The organism is Actinomadura viridis, assembly GCF_015751755.1.
Lineage (GTDB): Bacteria > Actinomycetota > Actinomycetes > Streptosporangiales > Streptosporangiaceae > Spirillospora > Spirillospora viridis.
This window is the reverse complement of record NZ_JADOUA010000001.1, coordinates 1,803,200-1,824,717: the sequence shown is the minus strand read 5'-3', so window position 1 is coordinate 1,824,717 and position 21,518 is coordinate 1,803,200. Positions and strand designations below refer to the sequence as shown.

Annotated in this window: 22 protein-coding genes; 15 read left to right on the top strand and 7 right to left on the bottom strand. The window is 70.9% G+C overall.

Annotated elements, in window-relative coordinates:
- Positions 1-4: 4 nt before the first annotated feature.
- A complete protein-coding gene (locus IW256_RS08075) occupies positions 5-907 on the bottom strand; it encodes an SDR family oxidoreductase (RefSeq protein ID WP_197010356.1) in 903 nt (300 codons plus the stop codon).
- A 263-nt stretch (positions 908-1,170) separates the two neighbouring features.
- On the opposite strand from IW256_RS08075, the gene IW256_RS08070 reads away from it, so the two are divergent.
- The 7 genes from IW256_RS08070 (at position 1,171) to IW256_RS08040 (ending at position 9,920) form a co-directional block, all read left to right on the top strand.
- A complete protein-coding gene (locus IW256_RS08070) occupies positions 1,171-2,259 on the top strand; it encodes an NAD(P)H-dependent amine dehydrogenase family protein (RefSeq protein WP_197010355.1) in 1,089 nt (362 codons plus the stop codon).
- 40 nt (positions 2,260-2,299) lie between these two features.
- Positions 2,300-3,226, top strand: a complete 927-nt coding sequence (locus IW256_RS08065; protein ID WP_197010354.1) for a glutathione S-transferase family protein — start codon at positions 2,300-2,302, stop codon at positions 3,224-3,226.
- A 145-nt stretch (positions 3,227-3,371) separates the two neighbouring features.
- On the top strand, positions 3,372-4,043 hold the full coding sequence (locus IW256_RS08060) for an AIM24 family protein (RefSeq protein WP_197010353.1): 672 nt from the start codon (positions 3,372-3,374) through the stop codon (positions 4,041-4,043).
- A 244-nt stretch (positions 4,044-4,287) separates the two neighbouring features.
- Positions 4,288-7,965: a multifunctional oxoglutarate decarboxylase/oxoglutarate dehydrogenase thiamine pyrophosphate-binding subunit/dihydrolipoyllysine-residue succinyltransferase subunit gene (locus IW256_RS08055; protein ID WP_231403700.1), complete on the top strand. Its 3,678-nt coding sequence runs from the start codon at positions 4,288-4,290 to the stop codon at positions 7,963-7,965.
- 110 nt (positions 7,966-8,075) lie between these two features.
- A complete protein-coding gene (locus IW256_RS08050) occupies positions 8,076-8,264 on the top strand; it encodes a DUF6104 family protein (RefSeq protein WP_197010351.1) in 189 nt (62 codons plus the stop codon).
- A 110-nt stretch (positions 8,265-8,374) separates the two neighbouring features.
- Complete coding sequence (locus IW256_RS08045) at positions 8,375-9,202, top strand: DUF4097 family beta strand repeat-containing protein (RefSeq protein ID WP_197010350.1); 828 nt, start codon at positions 8,375-8,377, stop codon at positions 9,200-9,202.
- 1 nt (position 9,203) lies between these two features.
- On the top strand, positions 9,204-9,920 hold the full coding sequence (locus tag IW256_RS08040) for a PadR family transcriptional regulator (RefSeq protein ID WP_197010349.1): 717 nt from the start codon (positions 9,204-9,206) through the stop codon (positions 9,918-9,920).
- A gap of 51 nt (positions 9,921-9,971) precedes the next feature.
- On the opposite strand, the gene IW256_RS08035 is transcribed toward IW256_RS08040, so the two are convergent.
- The 4 genes from IW256_RS08035 to IW256_RS08020 all read right to left on the bottom strand — a co-directional run bounded on the left by IW256_RS08035 (position 9,972) and on the right by IW256_RS08020 (position 13,815).
- A complete protein-coding gene (locus IW256_RS08035) occupies positions 9,972-10,940 on the bottom strand; it encodes a zinc-binding dehydrogenase (protein ID WP_197010348.1) in 969 nt (322 codons plus the stop codon).
- Between the two features lie 106 nt (positions 10,941-11,046).
- Entirely contained in the window at positions 11,047-11,880 is an 834-nt protein-coding gene (locus tag IW256_RS08030; RefSeq protein ID WP_420535395.1) for an amino acid ABC transporter ATP-binding protein, read from the bottom strand.
- A complete protein-coding gene (locus IW256_RS08025) occupies positions 11,877-12,902 on the bottom strand; it encodes an amino acid ABC transporter permease (RefSeq protein ID WP_197010347.1) in 1,026 nt (341 codons plus the stop codon). Before IW256_RS08025 ends, IW256_RS08030 begins: the two co-directional genes overlap by 4 nt.
- Positions 12,903-12,906: 4 nt before the next feature.
- Positions 12,907-13,815 carry an ABC transporter substrate-binding protein gene (locus IW256_RS08020; protein WP_307828790.1) on the bottom strand — a complete coding sequence of 303 codons (909 nt, stop codon included), beginning with the start codon at positions 13,813-13,815 and terminating at the stop codon, positions 12,907-12,909.
- 349 nt (positions 13,816-14,164) lie between these two features.
- Between IW256_RS08020 and IW256_RS08015 the strand changes: the two genes are divergently transcribed.
- The gene (locus IW256_RS08015; RefSeq protein WP_197010345.1) at positions 14,165-15,355 is read left to right on the top strand and encodes an NAD(P)-dependent malic enzyme; all 1,191 of its coding nucleotides are present in this window, start codon (positions 14,165-14,167) and stop codon (positions 15,353-15,355) included.
- Positions 15,356-15,781: 426 nt separating this feature from the next.
- A complete protein-coding gene (locus IW256_RS08010; protein ID WP_197010344.1) occupies positions 15,782-16,402 on the top strand; it encodes a CGNR zinc finger domain-containing protein in 621 nt (206 codons plus the stop codon).
- Here the strand turns inward: IW256_RS08010 and sodX are convergent.
- Positions 16,348-16,698, bottom strand: coding sequence for a nickel-type superoxide dismutase maturation protease (sodX, locus tag IW256_RS08005; protein WP_386919999.1), 351 nt, complete (start codon positions 16,696-16,698; stop codon positions 16,348-16,350). The genes IW256_RS08010 and sodX overlap by 55 nt on opposite strands.
- A gap of 190 nt (positions 16,699-16,888) precedes the next feature.
- Here sodX and sodN point away from each other — a divergent pair, with 190 nt between their 5' ends.
- The 4 genes from sodN (at position 16,889) to IW256_RS07985 (ending at position 19,303) form a co-directional block, all read left to right on the top strand.
- Entirely contained in the window at positions 16,889-17,290 is a 402-nt protein-coding gene (sodN, locus tag IW256_RS08000; RefSeq protein WP_307828788.1) for a superoxide dismutase, Ni, read from the top strand.
- 102 nt (positions 17,291-17,392) lie between these two features.
- Positions 17,393-17,878 carry a GNAT family N-acetyltransferase gene (locus IW256_RS07995; protein WP_337959963.1) on the top strand — a complete coding sequence of 162 codons (486 nt, stop codon included), beginning with the start codon at positions 17,393-17,395 and terminating at the stop codon, positions 17,876-17,878.
- A 184-nt stretch (positions 17,879-18,062) separates the two neighbouring features.
- Complete coding sequence (locus IW256_RS07990; RefSeq protein ID WP_197010341.1) at positions 18,063-18,491, top strand: ATP-binding protein; 429 nt, start codon at positions 18,063-18,065, stop codon at positions 18,489-18,491.
- Positions 18,488-19,303: an RNA polymerase sigma factor SigF gene (locus IW256_RS07985; protein ID WP_197010340.1), complete on the top strand. Its 816-nt coding sequence runs from the start codon at positions 18,488-18,490 to the stop codon at positions 19,301-19,303. The genes IW256_RS07990 and IW256_RS07985 overlap by 4 nt, the downstream gene beginning before the upstream one ends.
- Before the next feature lie 56 nt (positions 19,304-19,359).
- On the opposite strand, the gene IW256_RS07980 is transcribed toward IW256_RS07985, so the two are convergent.
- Positions 19,360-19,851, bottom strand: a complete 492-nt coding sequence (locus IW256_RS07980; RefSeq protein ID WP_197010339.1) for a hypothetical protein — start codon at positions 19,849-19,851, stop codon at positions 19,360-19,362.
- Between the two features lie 92 nt (positions 19,852-19,943).
- Here IW256_RS07980 and IW256_RS07975 point away from each other — a divergent pair, with 92 nt between their 5' ends.
- Both IW256_RS07975 and IW256_RS07970 read left to right on the top strand, forming a co-directional pair.
- Positions 19,944-20,885: a diacylglycerol/lipid kinase family protein gene (locus tag IW256_RS07975; protein ID WP_197010338.1), complete on the top strand. Its 942-nt coding sequence runs from the start codon at positions 19,944-19,946 to the stop codon at positions 20,883-20,885.
- Positions 20,886-21,199: 314 nt separating this feature from the next.
- On the top strand, positions 21,200-21,466 hold the full coding sequence (locus tag IW256_RS07970; RefSeq protein ID WP_197010337.1) for a WhiB family transcriptional regulator: 267 nt from the start codon (positions 21,200-21,202) through the stop codon (positions 21,464-21,466).
- Positions 21,467-21,518 lie beyond the last annotated feature (52 nt).

The following is a 21,518-nucleotide window of genomic DNA, read 5'->3' as shown; positions in this document are numbered from 1 at the left end:
GCCGTCAGGAGCCCAGGTGCTGGATCAGGGGGCCCATCTGCTCGCCGACGTTGGCCGGCACCGTGTGCGGCTCCGCGGCGTTGATCGCCTCCCAGTTGTCCCGGATGTCCTCGACCGAGAGGTCGCCCTTCTTGCCCCAGCCCGGGCCCTCGGCCACCAGGATCCGCGCGACCCGGCCGCCGCCGACGGTGTAGACCTCGCCGGACGCCTCGTTGCTCTCGTGCACCAGGTAGGCCACCAGCGGGGTGACCTTGTCGACGCCCAGCGCGTCGGCGTTGGCGGCGGGCAGCAGGTCCTCGGTCATCCGGGTCCAGGCGACCGGGGCGATCGCGTTGGCCTTGATGCCGTACTTGCGGCCCTCGTGGGCCAGGGTCTTGGTGAACCCGACCAGGCCCATCTTGGCCGTGCTGTAGTTCGCCTGGCCGAAGTTGCCGAACAGGCCCGCCGGGGACGAGGTGTTGACGATCCGGCCGTAGCCCTGCTCGCGCAGGTGCGCCCAGGCGGCGCTCGCCACCAGGAACGACCCGCGCAGGTGCACGGCGATGACCCCGTCGAACTCCTCCGGCGTCATGTTCTTGAACGACCTGTCGCGCAGGATGCCGGCGTTGTTGACGACGATGTCGATCTTGCCGAAGGCGTCCAGCGCGGTCTGCACGATCGCCTGCGCGCCCTCGACGGTCGCCACGTTGTCGGGGTTGGCGACGGCCTCGCCACCGTTCTTCTTGATCTCCTCGACCACGTCCTGGGCGGGGCCGGCGGAGGCGCCGGCGCCGGAGCGGTCGCCGCCGAGGTCGTTGACGACGACCTTGGCGCCGCGTCCGGCCAGCTCCAGCGCGTGCTGGCGGCCCAGGCCGTGCCCGGCTCCGGTGACGATGGCGACGCGACCCTCGTAACGCAGTTCCGACATCCTGTCTCCTCTACATCGCGGCGGCTGGGTGCCCCTAGGTAATCACCCGAACCTACCCAGTGGTACCACCCGACCGAATCCCGCTCGGATCCGGCCCCGATGATCTCCGATGTTCCCCGTTTCCGGGACGAGACAGTCACTCGAATGAAAGTTGCAACAAACACGTCTTTCCGTGCAATGTTCAGCGTAAGCTCCACACCCACCGGCCTCCCGGCCCGAACCACCACCCGTCCGTCCGCAGTGCCGAGCACGGAGGACCGTCCATGAACGCTCGACCGCTCCGCGTCGTGCAGTGGGCCACCGGGGCCCTGGGCCGCAGCGTCATCCGGGGCGTCCTGGAACGCCCGGACCTGGAGCTGGCCGGGGCCCTGGTGTACGACCAGGACAAGGTCGGCATGGACGCCGGGGTGCTGGCCGGGCGCGGGCCGATCGGCGTCCCGGCCACCGCCGACCCGCGGGACGTCCTCGACCTGGACGCCGACTGCGTGGTCTACGCCCCCGGGCCGGCGGGCGACCCGTTCAGCGACGTCGACACCGTCTGCGCGCTGCTCGCCTCCGGCAAGAACGTGATCGCCACGCACGGCTACATCTACCCCCACGCGCACGGCCCGGGCATGGTCGAGGAGCTGGAGGACGCCTGCAAGCGGGGCGGCACGTCGCTGCACGGGACCGGTGCCAACCCCGGCTTCATGTCCGACGTGATGCCGCTGACGCTGTCCCGCCTGTCCCGCGGCATCACCCACGTCTACGCGCGCGAGTGCGTGGACTTCTCCGGGCATCCGTCCCGCCGGATGGTGCGCCACATCATCGGGTTCGGCAAGACGGAGGAGGCGTACCTGCGCGCGATGCGGCCCACCCGCGGCGCGATGCAGGTGCTGGCCGCCGAGAGCCTGCACCTGGTGGCCGCCGGGCTCGGCCTGGAGGTGGACGAGATCGACACCGACGTGGACTACCGGCTGGCGACCGCCGACTTCACGATCGCGGCCGGGCCGGTGGCGCGCGGCACCGTCGCCGCGGCCCGGTGGACCTTCAGCGCGATGACCGGCGGCCGGCCGTCCATCACCGTGGAGCAGATCCACAAGGCCGACGCCGCCCAGGTCCCCGAGTGGGGCCGTCCCGGGTACGCCGTCCGGGTGCACGGCCGCCCCTCGATCACGCTCAGCACCGACGAGGACTGGGTCTCCAACGGCATCTCGGCCGCCGCGGCGCACGCCGTCAACGCCGTCCCGGTCGTCTGCGCCGCCGAGCCCGGCATCCGCACCTACCTGGACCTGCCGCCGGTCCTGGGCCGCGTCTCGGGCCGGCACGCCCGCCGCGGACCGGCCGCCCATGACGGCGCCGGGCGCGGGTAGGACCCCCGGCGCGACCACCATCGAGGGAGGAACGGCGACCATGACCTCGGTCGAGAAGGAGATCTCCGGCGGACGGTTCGTCCGGCAGTCCAACCACTTCACCGGCAGGATCACGGCCTCGGGGGCGGACGGCCTCCCGGCCGGGCCGGGACGGTACCGGCTGCTGGTCTCCTACGCCTGCCCCTGGGCGCACCGGACGCTGATCGTCCGGAGGCTGCTGGGCCTGGAGGAGGTGATCGGCGTCGGGGTGGTGGACCCCATCCGCGACGAGCGCGGCTGGCGGTTCCCCGAGCCCGACCCGGTGACCGGCGCCCGCTTCCTGTCGGAGCTGTACCTGGCCACCGACCCCTCGTTCGAGGGGCGCTACACGGTGCCCTGCGTCTGGGACGCGGTGACCGGGCGGCTGGTCACCAACGACTTCCCGGCGATCACGATCATGATGGAGACGGAGTTCACCGCGTACCACGCGGCCGGCGCCCCCGACCTCTACCCCGAAGCCCTCCGCCCCGAGATCGACGAGCTGAACGAGCTGGTCTACCAGACCGTCAACAACGGGGTCTACAAGGCCGGCTTCGCCACCGCGCAGGAGCCCTACGACGAGGCGGTCGAGGCCCTCTTCGGCACGCTCGACCTGCTGGAGGAACGGCTGTCCGGACGCCGCTACCTCTTCGGCGACCGGCTGACCGAGGCCGACGTCCGGCTCTATCCCACGCTGGCGCGCTTCGACCCGGTCTACTACTCGCACTTCAAGTGCAACCTGCGGCGCCTGGCCGACTATCCGAACCTGTGGGGGTACGCCCGGGACCTGTACTCCCTGCCCGCCTTCCGCGAGACCACGAACTTCGACCACATCAAGCGGCACTATTACGTGACGCAGCGCAACGTGAATCCGTCCGGCGTCGTTCCCCGGGGACCGCTCATCTCCTGGGACGAGCCGCACGGGCGGGAGCGGCTCGCAAGCCCATGACCAGGCGTGACGACCCGTGACCGGAACGCGTCCCGGGCCCCTTGGCCGGAATGCCGCCGGTCTCGTCACCACCTGTCGTTATGCTGCGCGTTGCACTTGAGGTCGATATTTCGTCCCCAGAGACAGGAAAGGCAAGGCCCACCCGATGCGCAGCAACTTCTTCAACAACATGGACCAGGGCCAGCAGCTCCCCGGCCACTTCGCGCTCCAGAACTCCAAGATGCTCCGGATCCATCTGAACGGCGACGTCCTCGCCCGCCAGGGGTCCATGGTCGCGTTCCAGGGGCAGATGGAGTTCGACTACGAGGGCTCGGGCGGCATGGGCAAGTTCCTCAAGAAGGCCCTGACCGGCGAGGGCGTCCCGCTGATGCGGGTGAAGGGGCAGGGGCTGCTGTTCGTGGCCAACGACGCCGACGACATCCACCTCTTCTACCTGGAGAACGAGGGGCTCACGGTCAACGGCTCCAACATCCTGGCCTACGACTCGCACCTGCAGTCCGACATCCAGCGCGTGCAGGGCGCGGGCATCGCCGCGGGCGGCCTGTTCAACACCACCCTCCAGGGCACCGGCTGGGTGGCCCTCACCACCCACGGCACGCCGGTCATGCTCGACTGCGGGCGGGCGCCGACGTTCGCCGACGGCCAGTCCGCCGTGGCCTGGAGCACCGGCCTGCACGTGGGCGTCAACCGCACGTTCAAGGCGAGCGCGCTGATCGGGCGGGGCAGCGGCGAGGCCATGCAGCTGGCCTACCAGGGGCAGGGCTTCGTGCTCGTCCAGGCCAGCGAGGGCCCGACCGTGGCCCCGCACACCCACTGACGCCCGACACCCAGGGCAATTCACTGATCACCTGCTGTTTCATCGGAACCTGCCGAACGGGACCCGTGCCCGTCGGCAGGTTCGGCCGTTTCGGCGGGTTGCGGGCGGAGGTCACCCGGCATGTGCATGGGTGAGGCGCAAGTGCGAGTAGCCTTGACTCGTCTCAGAACTCACCTGCGAGCTGCGGAAGAGGGCGATCTCCGCCGTGTCGACAGAGTCAGCGCAATCCAGTGCCGACCCAAAGATGACAGATTTCGGTGCCAACGAGTGGCTGGTCGACGAGCTGTACCAGAAGTACCTCGAGGACCCCAACTCGGTTGACGAGGCCTGGTGGAATTTCTTCGCGGACTACCAGCCGGACTCCCGGCCGGCCGTGACCCCCGCCTCTCCCGGGGCGCCCCAGGCCACCACCGGTACGGCCAACGGCACCGCGGCGGCTCCGCCGACACCGCAGGCCCCCGCCACGGCGCCCAAGGCGCCCGCGGCAGCGCCCAAGGCGCCCGCGAAGTCCGCCGCGGCCAAGCCCGCCGCCCCCGCCCCCGCCGTGCCGGCGGGCGCGGAGGAGGTTCGGCTGCGCGGCGTGGCGGCCCGGACGGCCACCAACATGGAGGCCAGCCTGGCGGTCCCGACCGCGACCAGCGTGCGCGCCGTCCCGGCCAAGCTGCTGATCGACAACCGGATCGTCATCAACAACCACCTCAAGCGCGGGCGCGGCGGGAAGGTGTCGTTCACGCACCTGATCGGCTTCGCCATCGTGCGGGCGCTGGCGGCGATGCCGGAGATGAACAGCGCCTACACCGAGGTCGACGGCAAGCCGGTGCTGATCAGGCCCGAGCACGTCAACTTCGGCCTGGCCATCGACCTGCAGAAGGCCGACGGCCAGCGGCAGCTGGTGGTGCCGAGCATCAAGGCCGCCGACACCCTCGACTTCCGCCAGTTCTGGGCGGCCTACGAGGAGATCGTCCGCAAGGCGCGCGGCAACAAGCTGACCCTTGAGGACTTCCAGGGCACCACGATCAGCCTGACCAACCCCGGCACCATCGGCACCGTGCACTCGGTGCCGCGCCTGATGCCCGGGCAGGGCACCATCATCGGCGTGGGCGCGATGGAGTACCCGGCCGAGTTCGCCGGCGCCTCCGAGGAGACGCTGTCGCGGATGGGGATCAGCAAGGTCATGACGCTGACCTCCACCTACGACCACCGCATCATCCAGGGCGCGCAGTCGGGCGACTTCCTGCGCCGCATCCACCGGCTGCTGCTGGGCGAGGACGGCTTCTACGACGAGATCTTCGAGGCCCTGCGCATCCCGTACGAGCCGGTGCGCTGGGTCCAGGACATCTCCGCCACCCACGAGGACGACGTCGCCAAGGTCGCCCGCGTGCACGAGCTGATCCACGCCTACCGGGTCCGCGGCCACCTGATGGCCGACACCGACCCGCTGGAGTACAAGCAGCGCCGCCACCCCGACCTGGACATCCTCCAGCACGGCCTCACCCTGTGGGACCTGGAGCGCGAGTTCGCGACCGGCGGGTTCGGCGGCAAGCCGACCATGAAGCTGCGCGACATCCTCGGCGTGCTGCGGATGGCCTACTGCCGCACGGTCGGCATCGAGTACATGCACATCCAGGACCCCGAGGAGCGGGCCTGGATCCAGGAGCGCGTCGAGGTCCCGCACGACAAGCCGTCGCGCGAGGAGCAGCTGCACGTGCTGCGCCGGCTCAACAGCGCCGAGGCGTTCGAGACGTTCCTGCAGACCAAGTTCGTCGGCCAGAAGCGGTTCTCGCTGGAGGGCGGCGAGTCGGTCATCCCGCTGCTGGACTCGGTGATCTCCGCCGCGGCCAAGGCGCACCTGGACGAGGTCGTCATCGGCATGGCGCACCGCGGCCGGCTGAACGTGCTGGCCAACATCGTCGGCAAGTCCTACGGGCAGATCTTCGGCGAGTTCGAGGGCAACCTCGACCCGCGCAGCGCGCAGGGCTCCGGCGACGTGAAGTACCACCTGGGCGCCGCGGGCGACTTCGTTGCCGACGACGGCTCCAAGATCCACTGTGAGCTGGTGGCCAACCCCTCGCACCTGGAGACGGTCGACCCGGTGCTGGAGGGCGTCGTCCGCGCCAAGCAGGACCTGCTGGACGTCGGCGAGGCCGGTTTCAGCGTGCTGCCCGTCCTGATCCACGGCGACGCCGCGTTCGCAGGGCAGGGCGTGGTGGCCGAGACCCTCAACCTCTCCCAGCTGCGCGGCTACCGCACCGGCGGCACCGTGCACGTGGTGATCAACAACCAGGTCGGGTTCACCACCGCGCCGGAGTACTCGCGCTCCAGCGTCTACTCCACCGACGTGGCCCGGATGATCCAGGCGCCGATCTTCCACGTCAACGGCGACGACCCCGAGGCCTGCGCCCGGGTGGCGCGGCTGGCCTTCGAGTACCGCCAGACGTTCAAGAAGGACGTCGTCATCGACATGGTCTGCTACCGGCGGCGCGGCCACAACGAGGGCGAGAACCCCTCGTTCACCCAGCCGCTGATGTACGACCTGATCGACGCCAAGCGGTCGGTGCGCAAGCTCTACACCGAGGCGCTGATCGGCCGCGGCGACATCACGGTCGAGGAGGCCGAGGCGTCGCTGCGCGACTACCAGCTCCAGCTGGAACGGGCGTTCACCGAGACCCGCGAGGCGGTCAAGAAGCCGCTGGAGCCGGGTTCGGTGGTCAAGCCCGACGTCGAGGAGCGGATCCCGATCGACCACGGCTCGGCCGGGACGGCGATCGGCGCCGAGGTGGTCAAGCGGATCATCGAGTCGCAGGTCAGCCTGCCGGAGGACTTCAACGTCCATCCGCGGCTGCAGCCGATCCTGCAGCGCCGGGTGCAGTCGATCGAGGACGACGCGATCGACTGGGCCACCGGCGAGCTGCTGGCGCTCGGCTCGCTGCTGATCGACGGCCGCCCGGTGCGGCTGGTCGGCCAGGACAGCCGGCGCGGCACCTTCGGCCAGCGGCACGCGGTGCTGGTGGACCGCAGGACGGGCGAGGAGTACACCCCGCTCAAGCAGTTCGGCCAGGGCGTGTCGAAGTTCTACGTGCACGACTCGCTGCTCAGCGAGTACGCCGCGATGGGCTTCGAGTACGGCTACTCGATGACCCGGCCGGACGCGCTGGTGGCCTGGGAGGCCCAGTTCGGCGACTTCGCCAACGGCGCCCAGTCGATCGTCGACGAGTACATCTCGTCCGGCGAGCAGAAGTGGGGCCAGCGTTCCAGCGTGGTGCTGCTGCTGCCGCACGGCTACGAGGGCCAGGGCCCCGACCACTCGTCCGCGCGCATCGAGCGTTACCTGCAGCTGTGCGCCCAGGACAACATGACGGTGGTCTACCCGACGACCTCGGCGAACTACTTCCACCTGCTGCGCTGGCAGGTGCTGTCCGGGCGGGGCAAGCCGCTGGTCGTGTTCACGCCCAAGGTGCTGCTGCGGCTCAAGGCGGCGGCCTCGCGGGTCTCGGAGATCACCGGCGGCGCGTTCCAGCCCGTCATCCCCGACACCGACCCGGCGATCGACCCGGCCGGGGTGCGGCGGGTGCTGCTGACCACCGGCAAGATCTACTACGAGGTGGTGAACGCCCGGAAGTCGGCGGGCGCCACCGACACCGCGGTGGTCCGGGTGGAGCGGCTCTACCCGCCGCCGGTCGACGAGATCAAGGCCGAGCTGGCCAAGTACCCGGCCGGCGCCGAGGTGGTCTGGGTACAGGACGAGCCGGCCAACATGGGCGCCTGGCCGTTCATGGCGCTCAAGCTGTCCCACCACATCGAGGGCCTGAACATGAAGCGCGTGTCGCGCCCGGCGTCCTCGTCCCCGGCGGTGGGATCGGCCAAGCTGCACCAGGCGGAGCAGGAGGCCCTGCTGGCCCGGCTGTTCGGCGAACAGAAGTAACGCGGGACCCCTGCGGCCCCGAGGGCTCCGGCGCGGCGACGTCCGCGCCGGAGCCCTCGGCGTTGCCGCCGTCCCGCGCGGATCCGGAGCGCTACGGGAGATTCAGCGAGATGTACTTCACCGACCGGGGCATCGAGGAACTGTCCGACCGGCGCGGCGGCGAGGAGGTCAGCCTGGGCTGGCTGGCCGAGCGGCTGCGCGAGTTCGTGGACCTCAACCCCGAGTTCGAGACGCCGGTCGAGCGGCTGGCGACGTGGCTGGCCCGGCTGGACGACGAGGACGACGACGACCTCGACTAGTCCGTCCATCCGTTGACACACGCTCCCCCAAGACGCGACATGTCGTGTTTACTGGGAGGTGACCGGGCGGGCCGCCACCCTCCACGCAGTGCTCGGAAAGGCAGGGCACCATGTCACGCTGGACCATCGACGAACCGACCACCCTGGACTTCGACGGCGTGGTCGCGCTCAAGGCCACCCTCATCGCCGGGAGCGTCTCGGTACTGGCCTCCGACGACCGTCCGTCGGTCATGATCGGTGACATCGAGGGGCCGCCGCTGCTGGTCGGCCACGAGGCCGGCATGCTCACCATCACCCACGAGCGGCTCTGGGAGGGCGTCCTGAGCTGGCTGCGCACCCACCCCTGCCGGGCCGCCATCACCGTGACCGTCCCGCACGACTGCCCGGTCACCCTCAACCTGGTCTCCGCGGACGCCGTGATCGCCGGGATGGCCGCGCGCACCTCCATCCGCAGCGGCGCCGGCTCGGTCACCCTGGACGGGGTCACCGGCGACATCGACGCCAACACCGTCTCCGGGGCGATCGAGGCGCAGGGCCTGGACGGAACGGTCACCTTCACCTCCGTGTCCGGCGACCTCGCGCTGGCCGGCGGCGCCGTCGACACGCTGGCCGCCCGTACCGTCAGCGGCCGGATCGCCGCCGACATCGATCCGGCGGGCCCCGGCCGGATCGAGATCAACACGGTCTCCGGCGAGGTCGCGCTGCGCATCCCCGAGTCGGCCGGCAGCACGGTCGCGCTGAACTCGGCCGCCGGGCGGATCGAGACCGCCTTCCCCGAGCTGGGCCGCGAGGAGCGCACCGTGACGCGCGCCGTGACCGGCAAGCTGGGGGACGGCTCGGGCCGGCTGACGGTCAACACGGTCTCCGGCGGCATCGCCCTGCTCGGCCGGGGCGGCGGCGAGGTCTCCGAGATCACCCCACCCCGAAGGGAGAAGTGAGTTGAGCCCCGTCTTCGGCCACGGCCGCCTCCGCCTGTACCTCCTCAAGCTTCTGGAGGAGAGCCCCCGGCACGGGTACGAGGTGATCCGGCTGCTGCAGGACCGCTTCCTCGGGGTGTACTCCCCCTCCCCCGGCACCATCTACCCGCGGCTGGCACGGCTGGAGTCCGAGGGCCTGGTGAGCCACGAGGTCGTCAAGGGCAAGAAGGTCTACTCCCTCACCGACAAGGGCAGGGCCGAGCTGGAACGCCGCATGGACGAGCTCGCCGACCTGGAGGAGGAGATCTCCGCCTCGGCCCAGGAGTTCGCCCGCGAGGTGCAGCAGGACGTCCGGCAGACCGTGCGGTCGCTGCGCGAGGAGCTCACCCAGGCCGCCCGCACGATGCGCGAGCAGAACCGCACCGCCTCCAATGACGCCTGGAAGGAGACCACCGACCGGCAGAAGGACGAGTGGCAGCGCCAGCGCGACCATTGGCGCGAGCAGACCCAGGCATGGAAGGAGGAGTGGCGGCACACCTGGGAGGACGCCTGGAAGACCGCGACCGGGTCCCGGGAGGACATCGCCCGGCTCAAGCTGGAACGGCTCCTGCGCGGGTTCGTCGAGGACGTCCGGGCCGGCGCCCGGGACGCCCGGCTGGACGACGACGACCTGGCCGCCGTCCAGGCCGCCCTGGACCAGGCCCGGGACCGGATCCGCACCGAGATCTCCGGCGCCTGAGCCGCCCCCGGGCCCGTCGGCTCGGGGCCCGCCGGCTCCGAGCCCGCCGGCTCAGGGCGTGAAGACGATCTTGCCGAAGAGGTCGCCCTCGTGCATGGCGGCGAAGCCGTCCCGCGCCCCGGCCAGCGGCAGCGTGCGGTCGATCCGCGGGCGGACGCCGCTCTTGACCAGGAACCGCCCGAGCCGCTCCAGCTGGTCGCGGGTGCCCATCGTGGAGCCCACCACCGACAGCTGCAGGAAGAACACCCGGTTCAGCTCCGCCGGCGGCACCTGGCCGCTGGTGGCGCCGGAGACCACGATCCGCCCGCCGGGACGCAGCGACTTGAGCGAGTGCGACCACGTCGCCTGCCCCACCGTCTCCATCACCGCGTCCACCCGCTCGGGCAGCCGCGCCCCGGACTCGAACACCGCGTCCGCGCCCAGTTCCAGCGCCCGCTCGCGCTTGGCCTCGCTGCGGCTGGTCGCCCAGACCCGGTAGCCCGCGGCCGACCCCAGCGCGATCAGCGCGGTGGCGACCCCGCCGCCCGCGCCCTGCACCAGCACGGTCGAGCCGGGCTGGAGCCCCGCCTTGTCGAACAGCATCCGGTAGGCGGTGAGCCACGCCGTCGGCAGGCACGCGGCCTCCGCGAACGACAGCTCGGCGGGCTTGGGCACCAGGTTGCGCCGCGGCACCGCGACCCGTTCGGCGAACGTGCCCGGGTAGGTCTCCGACAGCAGCGAGCGGCGGGGATCGAGCGTCTCGTCACCGCCCCCGCGGTCCGGGTCGCCGATCACCGAATGGACGATGACCTCGTTGCCGTCCTCGTCCACCCCGGCCGCGTCGCAGCCCAGGATCATCGGGAGCCGGTCCTCGCTCAGCCCCACGCCCTTCAGCGACCACAGGTCGTGGTGGTTGAGCGCCGTCGCCCTCACCGTGACGGTGGTCCACCCGCCGGGGACCTCGGGCTCGGGCCGCTCCCCCAGCGTGAGGCCCTTGAGCGGATCGTCTGCGTCGAATCGCGTAGCCGTGACAGCGAACATGACGGCACACTAGTCCGCGCCGCGTGACCGCGCTCACCCCGGGGTGGCCCTCCCCCCGGGGATCTCCCGCGGTCACGCGCGCGTACGGCTCCTCAGAGCGCCTTCCTCAGAGCACCTTGGACAGGAAGTCCTGGGTACGGGGATGCTGCGGGTTGGCCAGGACCTCCCGCGGCGGGCCCTTCTCCACGACCACGCCGCCGTCCATGAACACCAGCGAGTCGCCGACCTCCCGGGCGAAGCCGATCTCGTGGGTCACCACGACCATCGTCATGCCGTCCAGCGCCAGCTGCTTCATGACCTCCAGGACCTCGCCGACCAGCTCGGGGTCCAGCGCCGAGGTCGGCTCGTCGAACAGCATGAGCTTGGGCTCCATGGCCAGCGCCCGGGCGATCGCCACCCGCTGCTGCTGCCCGCCCGACAGCTGGGCCGGGTAGCTGTCCACCTTGTCGGCCAGCCCCACCCGGTCCATCAGCTTCAGCGCGCGCTCGCGGACCTGGGCCTTGGGCTCCCGCTTGACCCGGACCGGCGCCTCCATGATGTTCTCGAGCGTCGTCATGTGCGGGAAGAGGTTGAAGCGCTGGAACACCATGCCGATCTCGCGGCGCTGGGCCGAGACCTCCCGGTCCCGCAGCTCGTACAGCTTGCCGTTCTTCTCCCGGTACCCGACGAGGTGCCCGGCCACCCACAGCCGCCCACCATCGATCTTCTCCAGGTGGTTGATGCAGCGCAGGAAGGTGGACTTGCCCGAACCGGAGGGGCCGATGACGCACATCACCTCGCCCGGCCGTACCTCCAGGTCGATGCCCTTGAGCACCTCCAGGCGGCCGAAGCTCTTGTGGATGTTCTCGGCCCTGACCATCAGGTCGCCGGCCCCGGCCGTGTCCACCGCGTCCGCCGCACCGGCGGTGACCGCGGCGTCCTCCATGGACGGATCGCTCATCGCCCTCCCCCTTCGCCCGCGCCGTCCTCCGGACCGGTGCCCGCGTCCGGGCCGAGGGCGCCCTTGCCGGCGGCCGCGGTCCCCGCCGCGCGCACGCGGCGGCGCGGCCGGCCCGAGGCCGTCCCCCGCGCGAAGTAGCGCTCGATGTAGTACTGCCCGGTCAGCAGGACGCTGGTCAGGATGAGGTACCAGATGCAGGCCGCCACCAGCATCGGGAAGACCTGGAAGGTCCGGGTGCCGACCGCCTGGAGCTGGAAGAACAGCTCGTTGGTGACCGGGACGAACGCCACCAGCGCGGTGTCCTTGAGCATCGCGATGGTGTCGTTGCCGGTCGGCGGGACGATGATCCGCATCGCCTGCGGCAGCACCACCCGGCGCATGGTCTGGGACCGGGACATCCCGAGGGCCCCGGCGGCCTCGCTCTGGCCGGGATCGACCGAGAGGATGCCGGCGCGGACGATCTCGGCCATGTACGCCGCCTCCGACAGCCCGAGCGCCAGCAGACCGGCCATGAAGCCGGTGAGCAGCGTCCGCGCGTCGAGGCTGAACAGCGTCCCGGTCAGGTCCACGCCCAGCAGGTCGCTGAACGCCCCGGCGAACGGGACGCCGCCGATGTCGTACTGGGCGTACAGGATGCCCATGTTGCCGAACAGGATGGCCAGCACCAGCCGGGGCACCGCCCGGAAGAACCAGGTGTAGAGCCAGGCCACCCCGCTGAGCACCGGGTTGGGCGACAGCCGCATGACCGCCAGGCCGATGCCCAGCAGCACGCCGATCAGCATCGCCAGGACGGTCAGCGCGATCGTGGTGTAGACGCCGCGGATGATGTTGGGCCGGAACGCGTTGTCGATGATGAACGACCACTGGAACTTGTCGTTCGTCACCAGCATGTTGACGAACATCGCGGCGAGCACCGCGATGACGGCCACCGCGACCCAGCGTCCGGGGTGCCGGACGGGCACGGCCGTGATGACCTCCGGCCGTGCCCGTGCCGCCGAGGGATCCTCGGTTGTGTGGGTCATGGGATCAGGGGTTCACTGCCGAGTCGTTGACGGCGCCCGCCTGGACGTTCCACTTCTCCAGGATCTTCTTGTAGGTGCCGTCGGTCATGAGCGCCTTGGTGGCCTCCTGGACGGCCTGCGCCAGCTGCGTCTGCTCCTTCTTGAAGAGGAAGCCGTACGGGGCGGCGTCGTAGATGTCGCCGAGCAGGTCCAGCTGGCCGTTGGTCTGCTTGACCGCGTACGCGATGATCGGCGAGTCGGCCACGCTGGCGTCCTCCTTGCCGGACACCAGTGCCGCGGTCGCCTGGTCCTGCGCCTGGTACTGGTTGATGGAGATCGCCGGCTTGCCCGCGTCGGTGCACGCCTTGGAGCGCTTCTCCAGGTCCTCGACGTGGACGGTGGCCTTCTGCACGGCCACCTTCTTGCCGCAGGCGTTGTCGGGCTGCACGCCGACCGGGTTGCCCTTCTTGGTCGCCCACTGGCTGCCGGCGTTGAAGTAGCTCACCATCAGGACCTGCTTCTTGCGCTCGTCGTTGATGGTGAACGAGGAGACGCCGCCTTCGTACTTGCCCGACTGCACACCCGGGAGGATGTCGTCGAACTTGGAGCTGACCCACTCGGTCTTGAGACCGAGCTTGGCGGCCACCGCGTCGAACAGCTCCCGGTCCCAGCCCACGACGGTCTTGCCGTCGGTGTCGAGGAACTCGTTGGGCGCGTACGCGGCGTCCACCCCAATGACGATCTTGCCGTCGGCCTTGACGTCGGCGGGGACCATGCCCGCCAGGCGCGCGTCAGCGCCGCCGGCCGGGGTGATCTTCGCCCCGGCCCCCGGGGTGTCGTCTTCCTTCTCCCCGCAGGCCGACAGGGCGAGGGCGCCCGTCAGCACGAGTGCGCCCGCCGCCACGGCGCGACGGCGCAGAGAACCAGTGATCACAGGTCCCCCTCCATCCGGTCTGGGTTGATCCAATGAATCCGTCAGTCGGTGCATAGTTTCGCGTACACCAGTAGGGATCTGGATAAAGGGTGCGAAACAATCGGACAACGAGGATGTTCGGACGGCCTCACCTGGAATGATCTTTTCACACGAGGTGCCGTGGCCGTCACCGTGCGTCACCGTGGGGTGATGCCCGCCACCGGCCCCGGCCCCCGGCCGCTCGCGGCGCCTGTGGCACAATCGGACAACGGGTGACCCCCGTACGTCGCCAGATGTCCACCGGTGACGGCCACCACGCCTCACCGCGGCGGCATCGCCCGAAATCCACGTTTCACTGACAGGGGTCGCTGTGGCTGCTGAGCCCAATTCCACCGAACCGCATTCTTATGACGACGATCCGGCGTTCCCGCTGCACCGCGGCGGCAAGCTGGAGGTCCGCTCCACCATCGCGGTGCGCAACAAGGACGATCTCTCCCTCGCCTACACGCCCGGCGTGGCGCGGGTCTGCACCGCGATCGCCGAGCACCCCGAACTGGCCTACGACTACACCTGGACCTCCAAGGTGGTCGCGGTCGTGACCGACGGCACCGCCGTGCTCGGCCTGGGCGACATCGGCCCGGCCGCGTCCATGCCCGTCATGGAGGGCAAGTCCCTGCTGTTCAAGGAGTTCGCCGGGGTGGACTCCGTGCCCATCGCGCTGAACTGCACCGGCGTGGACGAGATCGTCGACACCGTCATCAGGCTGGCGCCCAGCTTCGGCGGCATCAACCTGGAGGACATCAGCGCGCCGCGCTGCTTCGAGATCGAGGACCGGCTGCGCGCCGCCCTGGACATCCCGGTCTTCCACGACGACCAGCACGGCACCGCCATCGTCGCCCTGGCCGCCCTCAAGAACGCGGCCCGGCTGACCGGCCGCCCGCTGTCGTCGCTGCGCGCGGTGGTGGCCGGCGCCGGCGCGTCCGGCGTCGCGGTGACCCGCATGCTGCTGAACGCCGGCATCGGGGACATCGCCGTCTCCGACAGCAAGGGCCTGGTCTACCAGGGCCGGGACGGGCTCAACCCGATCAAGCTGGCCCTGGCCGCCGACACCAACAAGGCCGGGCTGCGCGGTTCCACCGAGGAGGCGCTGCGCGGCGCGGACGTCTTCATCGGCCTGTCCGGAAGCACCGTCCAGGAGTCGTCGGTGGCCACCATGGCCGACGACGCGATCGTGTTCGCCCTGTCCAACCCCACGCCCGAGGTCCACCCGGACGTGGCGCGGCGGCACGCGCGGGTCGTCGCGACCGGCCGCAGCGACTTCCCCAACCAGATCAACAACGTGCTGGCCTTCCCCGGCATCTTCAAGGGCGCGCTGGAGGTCCGCGCGCACTCGATCACCGAGGGCATGAAGCTGGCCGCGGCCGACGCGCTCGCCGCCATCGTGGGCGACGACCTGTCCGCCGACTACGTGATCCCCGGCCCGTTCGACGAGCGGGTCGCCCCGGCCGTCACCGCGGCCGTCGCCGACCAGGCCCGCGCCGAAGGCGTCAACCGGATCTGAGCCCCGGGCGCGCGCCCGCCCCTGATCCGAGATCCTCCCGGACCGCCCCCGTGCCGGCCGCCCCGACCCCCGGGCCGCCGCGCACCCGGCCCTTCCCCCCACGGCGGACCCGCCGCATCACCGGATCCCCGGCCCGCCCCCTTCGACCAACGATGTCGCCGGCTACGGCCCGTGCCACCCTGACCGGGATGGACACGGGCCGTAATCAACTCTGCGGACATCCCTTTCTCGGAACCACCAGGAAAAGCACGTCCGATACGCTCGTTTGCGAGAAATTTGTCAGGTCTGGCGAGACTCTGCCGCACGATATTTCACGAGCAGCTGCACGTTCATCGGACCGTGACGCCCTACGGGGTGTAATACTCGACAGCGGGGAATGACCCACACCATTCGTCCGATCAGGTCGACTCCGTCAGGAGCGCGCACGTGGACCTCGCCTCTTACGCCGACCTGGCGATCGATCTCGTCAACACCGGGGACCCCGCCGGAGACGGCCTGCGCGACCTGGACGGCCTGCGGGCCCTGCTGGACGGCCGGCCGCACCTGGGCGGCCGGGTCGGCCACCGCGACCTCGACTGCATGCGCGCGCTGCGCGCCCAGTTGCGGGCGATCTTCACCGCCGCCTGCGCCGGTGACGAGGAGACCGCCGTGGAACGCCTCAACTCCCTGCTGATCCAGCATCCGATCCATCCGCAGCTGGCCCGGTGCGGCGACGGCACCGCCTGGCACGTGCACCTCAACGAGGGCGGCTCGGTCCCCGACCGCTACGCGGCGCGCGCCGCCATGGGCCTGGCCGTGCGGATCGGCGAGCAGGGCGCCGACCGCCTGGGCGTGTGCCGGGCGGACGGCTGCGACCGCGTGTTCTTCGACACCACGGTCGGCCGGTCCCGGCGCTACTGCTCCGACCACTGCGCCCGGCGCACCGGCGTGGCCGCCGCCGCGCCGCCCGCCCGGCCCCGGGTGACCGAGTCGCTGCCGTCACCGCGGCTCCCTCACGACGACGCCCGTCCCGTCCCGAACAGCGCCAGCCGTGACGGCGGCCAGTAGCGCGCCACCACCCGCCCGACCACGAGCCGGTCGGGCACCGCGCCGAAGTCCCAGCTGTCCTGCCTGCCGCGGGCGCGCTGGTTGTCGCTCTCCAGCCACCAGCCCTCCCCGGACCGGTGCGCCGCCCGCTTGACGATGAGCCGCTCCGGCCGTTCCGGGTGGCGCGCCACCACCAGGTCGCCCCGCGCCGCCCGGCCCCCCGTCCGTACCACCAGCAGGTCACCGGGCCGCAAAGCGGGAAGCATCGACTCCCCGGTCACCGCCATGACCCGCAGCGGTGTCCGCGCCACCGGCATACCTCGCCCCCGATCGGTGAAACAAGAGCACAGGACCCGCGACCGTACGGTCCGTCGCGGTCCGTGACCGCCCGTCCCGTCCACCGGGTCCTAGGCCTAAATACCGAGCGCCCTGGCCGTACGGGGACGGGGCCACAAGAGTAATGTCGGTGACCTGAGCATGATCCGAAACGAGGGAAGGAAAACGCAGGTGCTCGTCAACCTTCTGCGTCCGAAGACCACGGTCTCCGCGCACTGCGACCTGCCGTGCGGTGTCTACGACCCGGCGCAGGCCCGCATCGAGGCCGAGTCCGTCAAGGCGATCTGCGAGAAGTACGCCGCCAACGAGGACCCGGTCTTCCGTGCCCGCGCCATCCAGATCAAGGAGCAGCGCTCCGAGCTGGTCAAGGAGCACCTGTGGGTGCTGTGGACCGACTACTTCAAGCCGCCGCACTTCGAGAAGTACCCGCAGCTCCACCAGCTGTTCAACGAGGCGACCAAGCTGGCGGGGGCGACCGGCACCAAGGGCAGCATGGACGTCAAGGTGGCCGAAGACCTGCTGGGCAAGATCGCGGAGATCGACAAGATCTTCTGGGAGACCAAGCAGGGCTGACGCCCCGGCGGGGGCCGTCCGTTCGCCGGACGGCCCCCGTGCCATGTCCGGACCTCTCCGGACCTCCGGAAAGGTCCGGAGAGGTCCGGGCGGGCGGCTACCCTGGCACGCATGATCCGGCCTGCGACCCCCGACGACGTGCCCGCGATCCTGCGGCTGGTCCGCGACCTGGCGGAGTACGAGCGCGCCCTGCACGAGGTGAAGGCCACCGAGGAGGATCTGCGGACCGCCCTGTTCGGGCCGGAGCCCAGGGTGTTCGCGCACGTGGCCGAGCACGACGGCGAGGTCGCGGGGTTCGCGCTGTGGTTCCTCAGCTTCTCCACCTGGCTCGGCCGGCACGGCGTCTACCTGGAAGATCTTTACGTGGACCCGGCCGTACGCGGACACGGCCACGGGCGGGCGCTGCTGAGGGAGCTGGCCCGGATCGCCGACGAGCGCGGATACGGGCGCGTCGAGTGGGCCGTGCTCAACTGGAACACCCCGTCCATCGGGTTTTACGAGTCCTTGGGAGCCCGCCCCCAGGACGAGTGGACGACCTACCGCCTCACGGGGGACGCGCTCACCGCACTCGCCCGCGAGGGCGCGTGAGCCGCGACGCGCCGCCCGTGGAGCGTGATCTTTTTCTCGCCGCGATCGCGTTTGCGGGGCGACGTATCGGCTTGTGGGGAACTCTTCGGGACATCGCCGCCGAAGCCGCGCGCGCCGGAGTCTCCCACAGTGCCTCGTAGGCGGTAGTTTCAAAGGCAGCGGGACCATCCTGCGAGGGAGTGACGTGACCGAGGAGACCGCGGCCATGCCGGCCGGTACGAAGTTGTCCGTGCGCGATGTGGTGACGGTGAAGCTACCCGCCGCCGGGGCCTATCTGTCGGTTCTGAGAACCGCGACCGCCGGCCTGGCAGCGCGCCTGGACTTCACCCTGGACGAGATCGAGGATCTTCGCATCGCCGTCGACGAGGCGTGTGCGATGCTGCTCGCCCAGGCGGTTCCGGGAACCGATCTGACCTGCGAGTTCGAACTGACGGGAGAGGCGATGCGCATCTCGGTGTCGGTGCTGACCGTGGACGGCACCGTGCCCAGCCGCGACACCTTCGCCTGGACGGTGCTGTCCTCGCTGGCCGGCGAGGTCGACTCCCAGGTGGGCGCGGACGACCGCGTCACCGTGACGCTGCAGAAGCGCCGCGGCGCGGCGGGGGCCCCGTGACAGAGAAGACGACCGTGGCAGGCGACACGGGAAACGAGCGGCCGGACGGCGCGGTTCCCGACCGCGCCCGTGCCCGCGCCCTGTTCGAGCGCCTCGCCGAGCTGCCCGAGGGCGACCCGGAGCGCCAGCGCATCCGTGACCAGCTGGTGGAGCTGCACCTGCCGCTGGTGGAGTACCTGGCCCGCCGGTTCCGCAACCGCGGCGAGTGGCTGGACGACCTGATCCAGGTCGCCACCATCGGCCTGATCAAGTCGATCGACCGGTTCGACCTCGGCCGCGGGGTGGAGTTCTCCACCTACGCGACGCCCACCATCGTCGGTGAGATCAAGCGGCACTTCCGCGACAAGGGCTGGGCCGTGCGGGTGCCCCGCCGGCTGCAGGAGCTCAAGCTCTCCCTGACCAAGGCGATCAGCGACCTGGCCCAGCGCGAGGGCCGCGCGCCGACCGTCAGCGAGCTGGCGGCCCACCTGCAGATGAGCGAGGAAGAGGTGCTGGAGGGCCTGGAGTCGGCCAACGCCTACTCCACGGTCTCGCTGGACGCGCCCGACTCCGGCGACGAGGACGCGCCCGCCGTGGCCGACTCGCTGGGCATGGTGGACGAGTCGCTGGAGGGCGTGGAGTACCGCGAGTCGCTCAAGCCGCTCCTGGAGAAGCTGCCCGCCCGCGAGAAGAAGATCCTGCTGCTGCGGTTCTTCGGCAACATGACGCAGTCGCAGATCGCCGCCGAGCTGGGGATCTCGCAGATGCACGTCTCCCGGCTGCTCGCCCGGACGCTGGCCCAGCTGCGCGAGGGGCTCACCGCCGACGAGTGACCGGCCGGGGACGGGCGTCCCGCCGGGGGCCGGTGGCCACGGTCATCCGCTCACGGTCATCCGCTCTTGGCCGGCACGTCGCCGTCGCCACCGTGCTCGTCGCCGCTGCCGCCCTCTCCGTCCGGACGGTCGCCGCTCTCGTCCCGGTCGGCGTCCTGGTCGTCGTCGCCGGGGTCGGCGACGAGCCAGGCGGTGCTGGGCGGGCTGAGCACGGTCACCAGGGTGAGGACGGCGGCCAGGCCGAGGGGGAACGCGGCCGCGTACTGCTCGCTCTGGTACAGCGACCAGGCGATCGGCAGCGCGAACATCTGGGTGAGGGCCGTGGGAGCGCGGCTCCAGGGCTCGGCGCGCAGCAGCCCGCGGGCGCAGGCCAGCATGCCGGCGCCGCCGGCGAGGGCCAGTACGGTCACGCCGATCGCGGTGGCCGGGTCCACCGCCTCGCCGAGGATCGTCTCCCCGCCGACGAAGAGGCCGAACCCGATGGCGGCGACGCCCTCCACGGCTTCGAGGGCGGCGGCGGCGTTCACGGTCATGGGACGCTTGGACACAATTCGAAACCCTACTCGCCCCGCGGGCGCGCGCGGTCCGGGAAAGCGGTGTCCAGGGCGGGCGCGCCTCGCGCGGTGGATACGCTGGCGCCGTGCGCGCGATGCTCATCGCCAACCCCATGGCGACCTCGACCTCCCGGCGGGCCCGCGATCTCCTGGTGCGGGCCGTCGCCGGGCACCTCGACCTGGAGGTCGCCGAGACCGCCTACCGCGGCCACGCCACCGAGCTGGCCCGGCGGGCGGTCGCCGAGGGCCATGACGTGGTGATGACGGTGGGCGGGGACGGCACGGTGAACGAGGTCGTCAACGGGCTGCTGGAGAAGGGCCCCTCCCCGGACGTCCCGCAGCTGGCGATGCTGCCGTGCGGCAGCGCGAACGTGTTCGCGCGGGCCGTCGGGCTGTCCAACGATCCCGTCGACGCCACCCGTGCCGTGCTGGAGGCGCTGCGGGCGGGCCGGTACCGCACCGTCGGGCTGGGATCGGCGAGCCCGGACGGCGGGGCCGAACGGTATTTCACGTTCTGCGCGGGCGTCGGTCTGGACGCCGAAGTGGTGCGTGAGGTGGAGCGGCGGCGGCTGGCCGGGGCCCGGGCCGACCCGTCGCTGTACGCGCGGACGGCCATCCGGCATTTCTTCTCGGGAACCGACCGGGAGCGTCCGTCCCTCACCCTGGAAGTGCCGGGCCGGCCCGCCATATCGGGGCTCTTTCTCGCCTTCGTCAGCAATACCGCGCCGTGGACTTTCCTCGGTCCCTATCCGGTGAATCCGAGCCCGCGCGCGCACTTCAGCCGCGGGCTGGAGCTGTTCGGGATGCGGTCGCTGGACCTGATGCCGGTGCTGGGGGCGCTGGCCGGGATGCTGACCGCGCGGACCCGGCCGGTCCGGGGGCGGCAGGTCCTGAACCTGCACGACGCGCAGGAGATCACGTTGCGGGCGGACCGTCCGATGGCGTTCCAGCTGGACGGGGACTACCTGGGGGAGCTGGAGTCCATCACCTTCCGATCGGTGCCGAGGGCGATACGCATCGTCATATGAGTGCGATCCCGGTCTCGTTTAACGGGAAAGCAACATCGCCGACCCACTGATGTGACACATGCGACACCCATACTTTGAGAAACGTTTCTCCAAGGTCTTGCGTCCGGCCGCGCCGTTTTGACACGCTCAAAGCGCGTTCGCCGACAGGAAGCACCAGCGCCGCCGGCCTCCTGATCGCTGCGCCGCACGACACCTTCACCCGTACTCTCGACCGCCCCGCAACCCCCGACCCCGAGCGGCCAGGGTGGCCGGGACATGTGAAACCGTTCACAAGTGGAGTCGTCTTCCTCCACGCTGACGAAGGAGTGGACCGCATGGACTGGCGCCACCGCGCAGCCTGCCGTGACGTGGATCCCGAGCTTTTCTTCCCGATCGGCAACACCGGGCCCGCCCTGCTGCAGATCGAAGAGGCCAAGCAGGTATGCCGGCGGTGCGACGTCACCGACGCGTGCCTGGCCTGGGCCCTGGAGTCCGGTCAGGACTCGGGCGTCTGGGGCGGCATGGGCGAGGACGAGCGCCGCGCCCTCAAGCGCCGCAACGCCCGCGCCCGGACGCGCACCAACCTGAACCCCTTGGTCTGACGCCCTCGGGCTCAGACCGGCCGACCGGCCCTCCTTCAAAGACGCAGGAGCC

Excerpts from the sequence above, each read along its gene's own strand:
- IW256_RS08075 (WP_197010356.1), bottom strand. The coding sequence starts at position 907 with ATGTCGGAACTGCGTTACGAGGGTCGCGTCGCCATCGTCACCGGAGCC.
- IW256_RS08070 (WP_197010355.1), top strand. The coding sequence starts at position 1,171 with ATGAACGCTCGACCGCTCCGCGTCGTGCAGTGGGCCACCGGGGCCCTG.
- IW256_RS08065 (WP_197010354.1), top strand. The coding sequence starts at position 2,300 with ATGACCTCGGTCGAGAAGGAGATCTCCGGCGGACGGTTCGTCCGGCAG.
- IW256_RS08060 (WP_197010353.1), top strand. The coding sequence starts at position 3,372 with ATGCGCAGCAACTTCTTCAACAACATGGACCAGGGCCAGCAGCTCCCC.
- IW256_RS08055 (WP_231403700.1), top strand. The coding sequence starts at position 4,288 with ATGACAGATTTCGGTGCCAACGAGTGGCTGGTCGACGAGCTGTACCAG.
- IW256_RS08050 (WP_197010351.1), top strand. The coding sequence starts at position 8,076 with ATGTACTTCACCGACCGGGGCATCGAGGAACTGTCCGACCGGCGCGGC.
- IW256_RS08045 (WP_197010350.1), top strand. The coding sequence starts at position 8,375 with ATGTCACGCTGGACCATCGACGAACCGACCACCCTGGACTTCGACGGC.
- IW256_RS08035 (WP_197010348.1), bottom strand. The coding sequence starts at position 10,940 with ATGTTCGCTGTCACGGCTACGCGATTCGACGCAGACGATCCGCTCAAG.
- IW256_RS08030 (WP_420535395.1), bottom strand. The coding sequence starts at position 11,880 with ATGAGCGATCCGTCCATGGAGGACGCCGCGGTCACCGCCGGTGCGGCG.
- IW256_RS08025 (WP_197010347.1), bottom strand. The coding sequence starts at position 12,902 with ATGACCCACACAACCGAGGATCCCTCGGCGGCACGGGCACGGCCGGAG.
- sodX (WP_386919999.1), bottom strand. The coding sequence starts at position 16,698 with ATGCCGGTGGCGCGGACACCGCTGCGGGTCATGGCGGTGACCGGGGAG.
- IW256_RS07970 (WP_197010337.1), top strand. The coding sequence starts at position 21,200 with ATGGACTGGCGCCACCGCGCAGCCTGCCGTGACGTGGATCCCGAGCTT.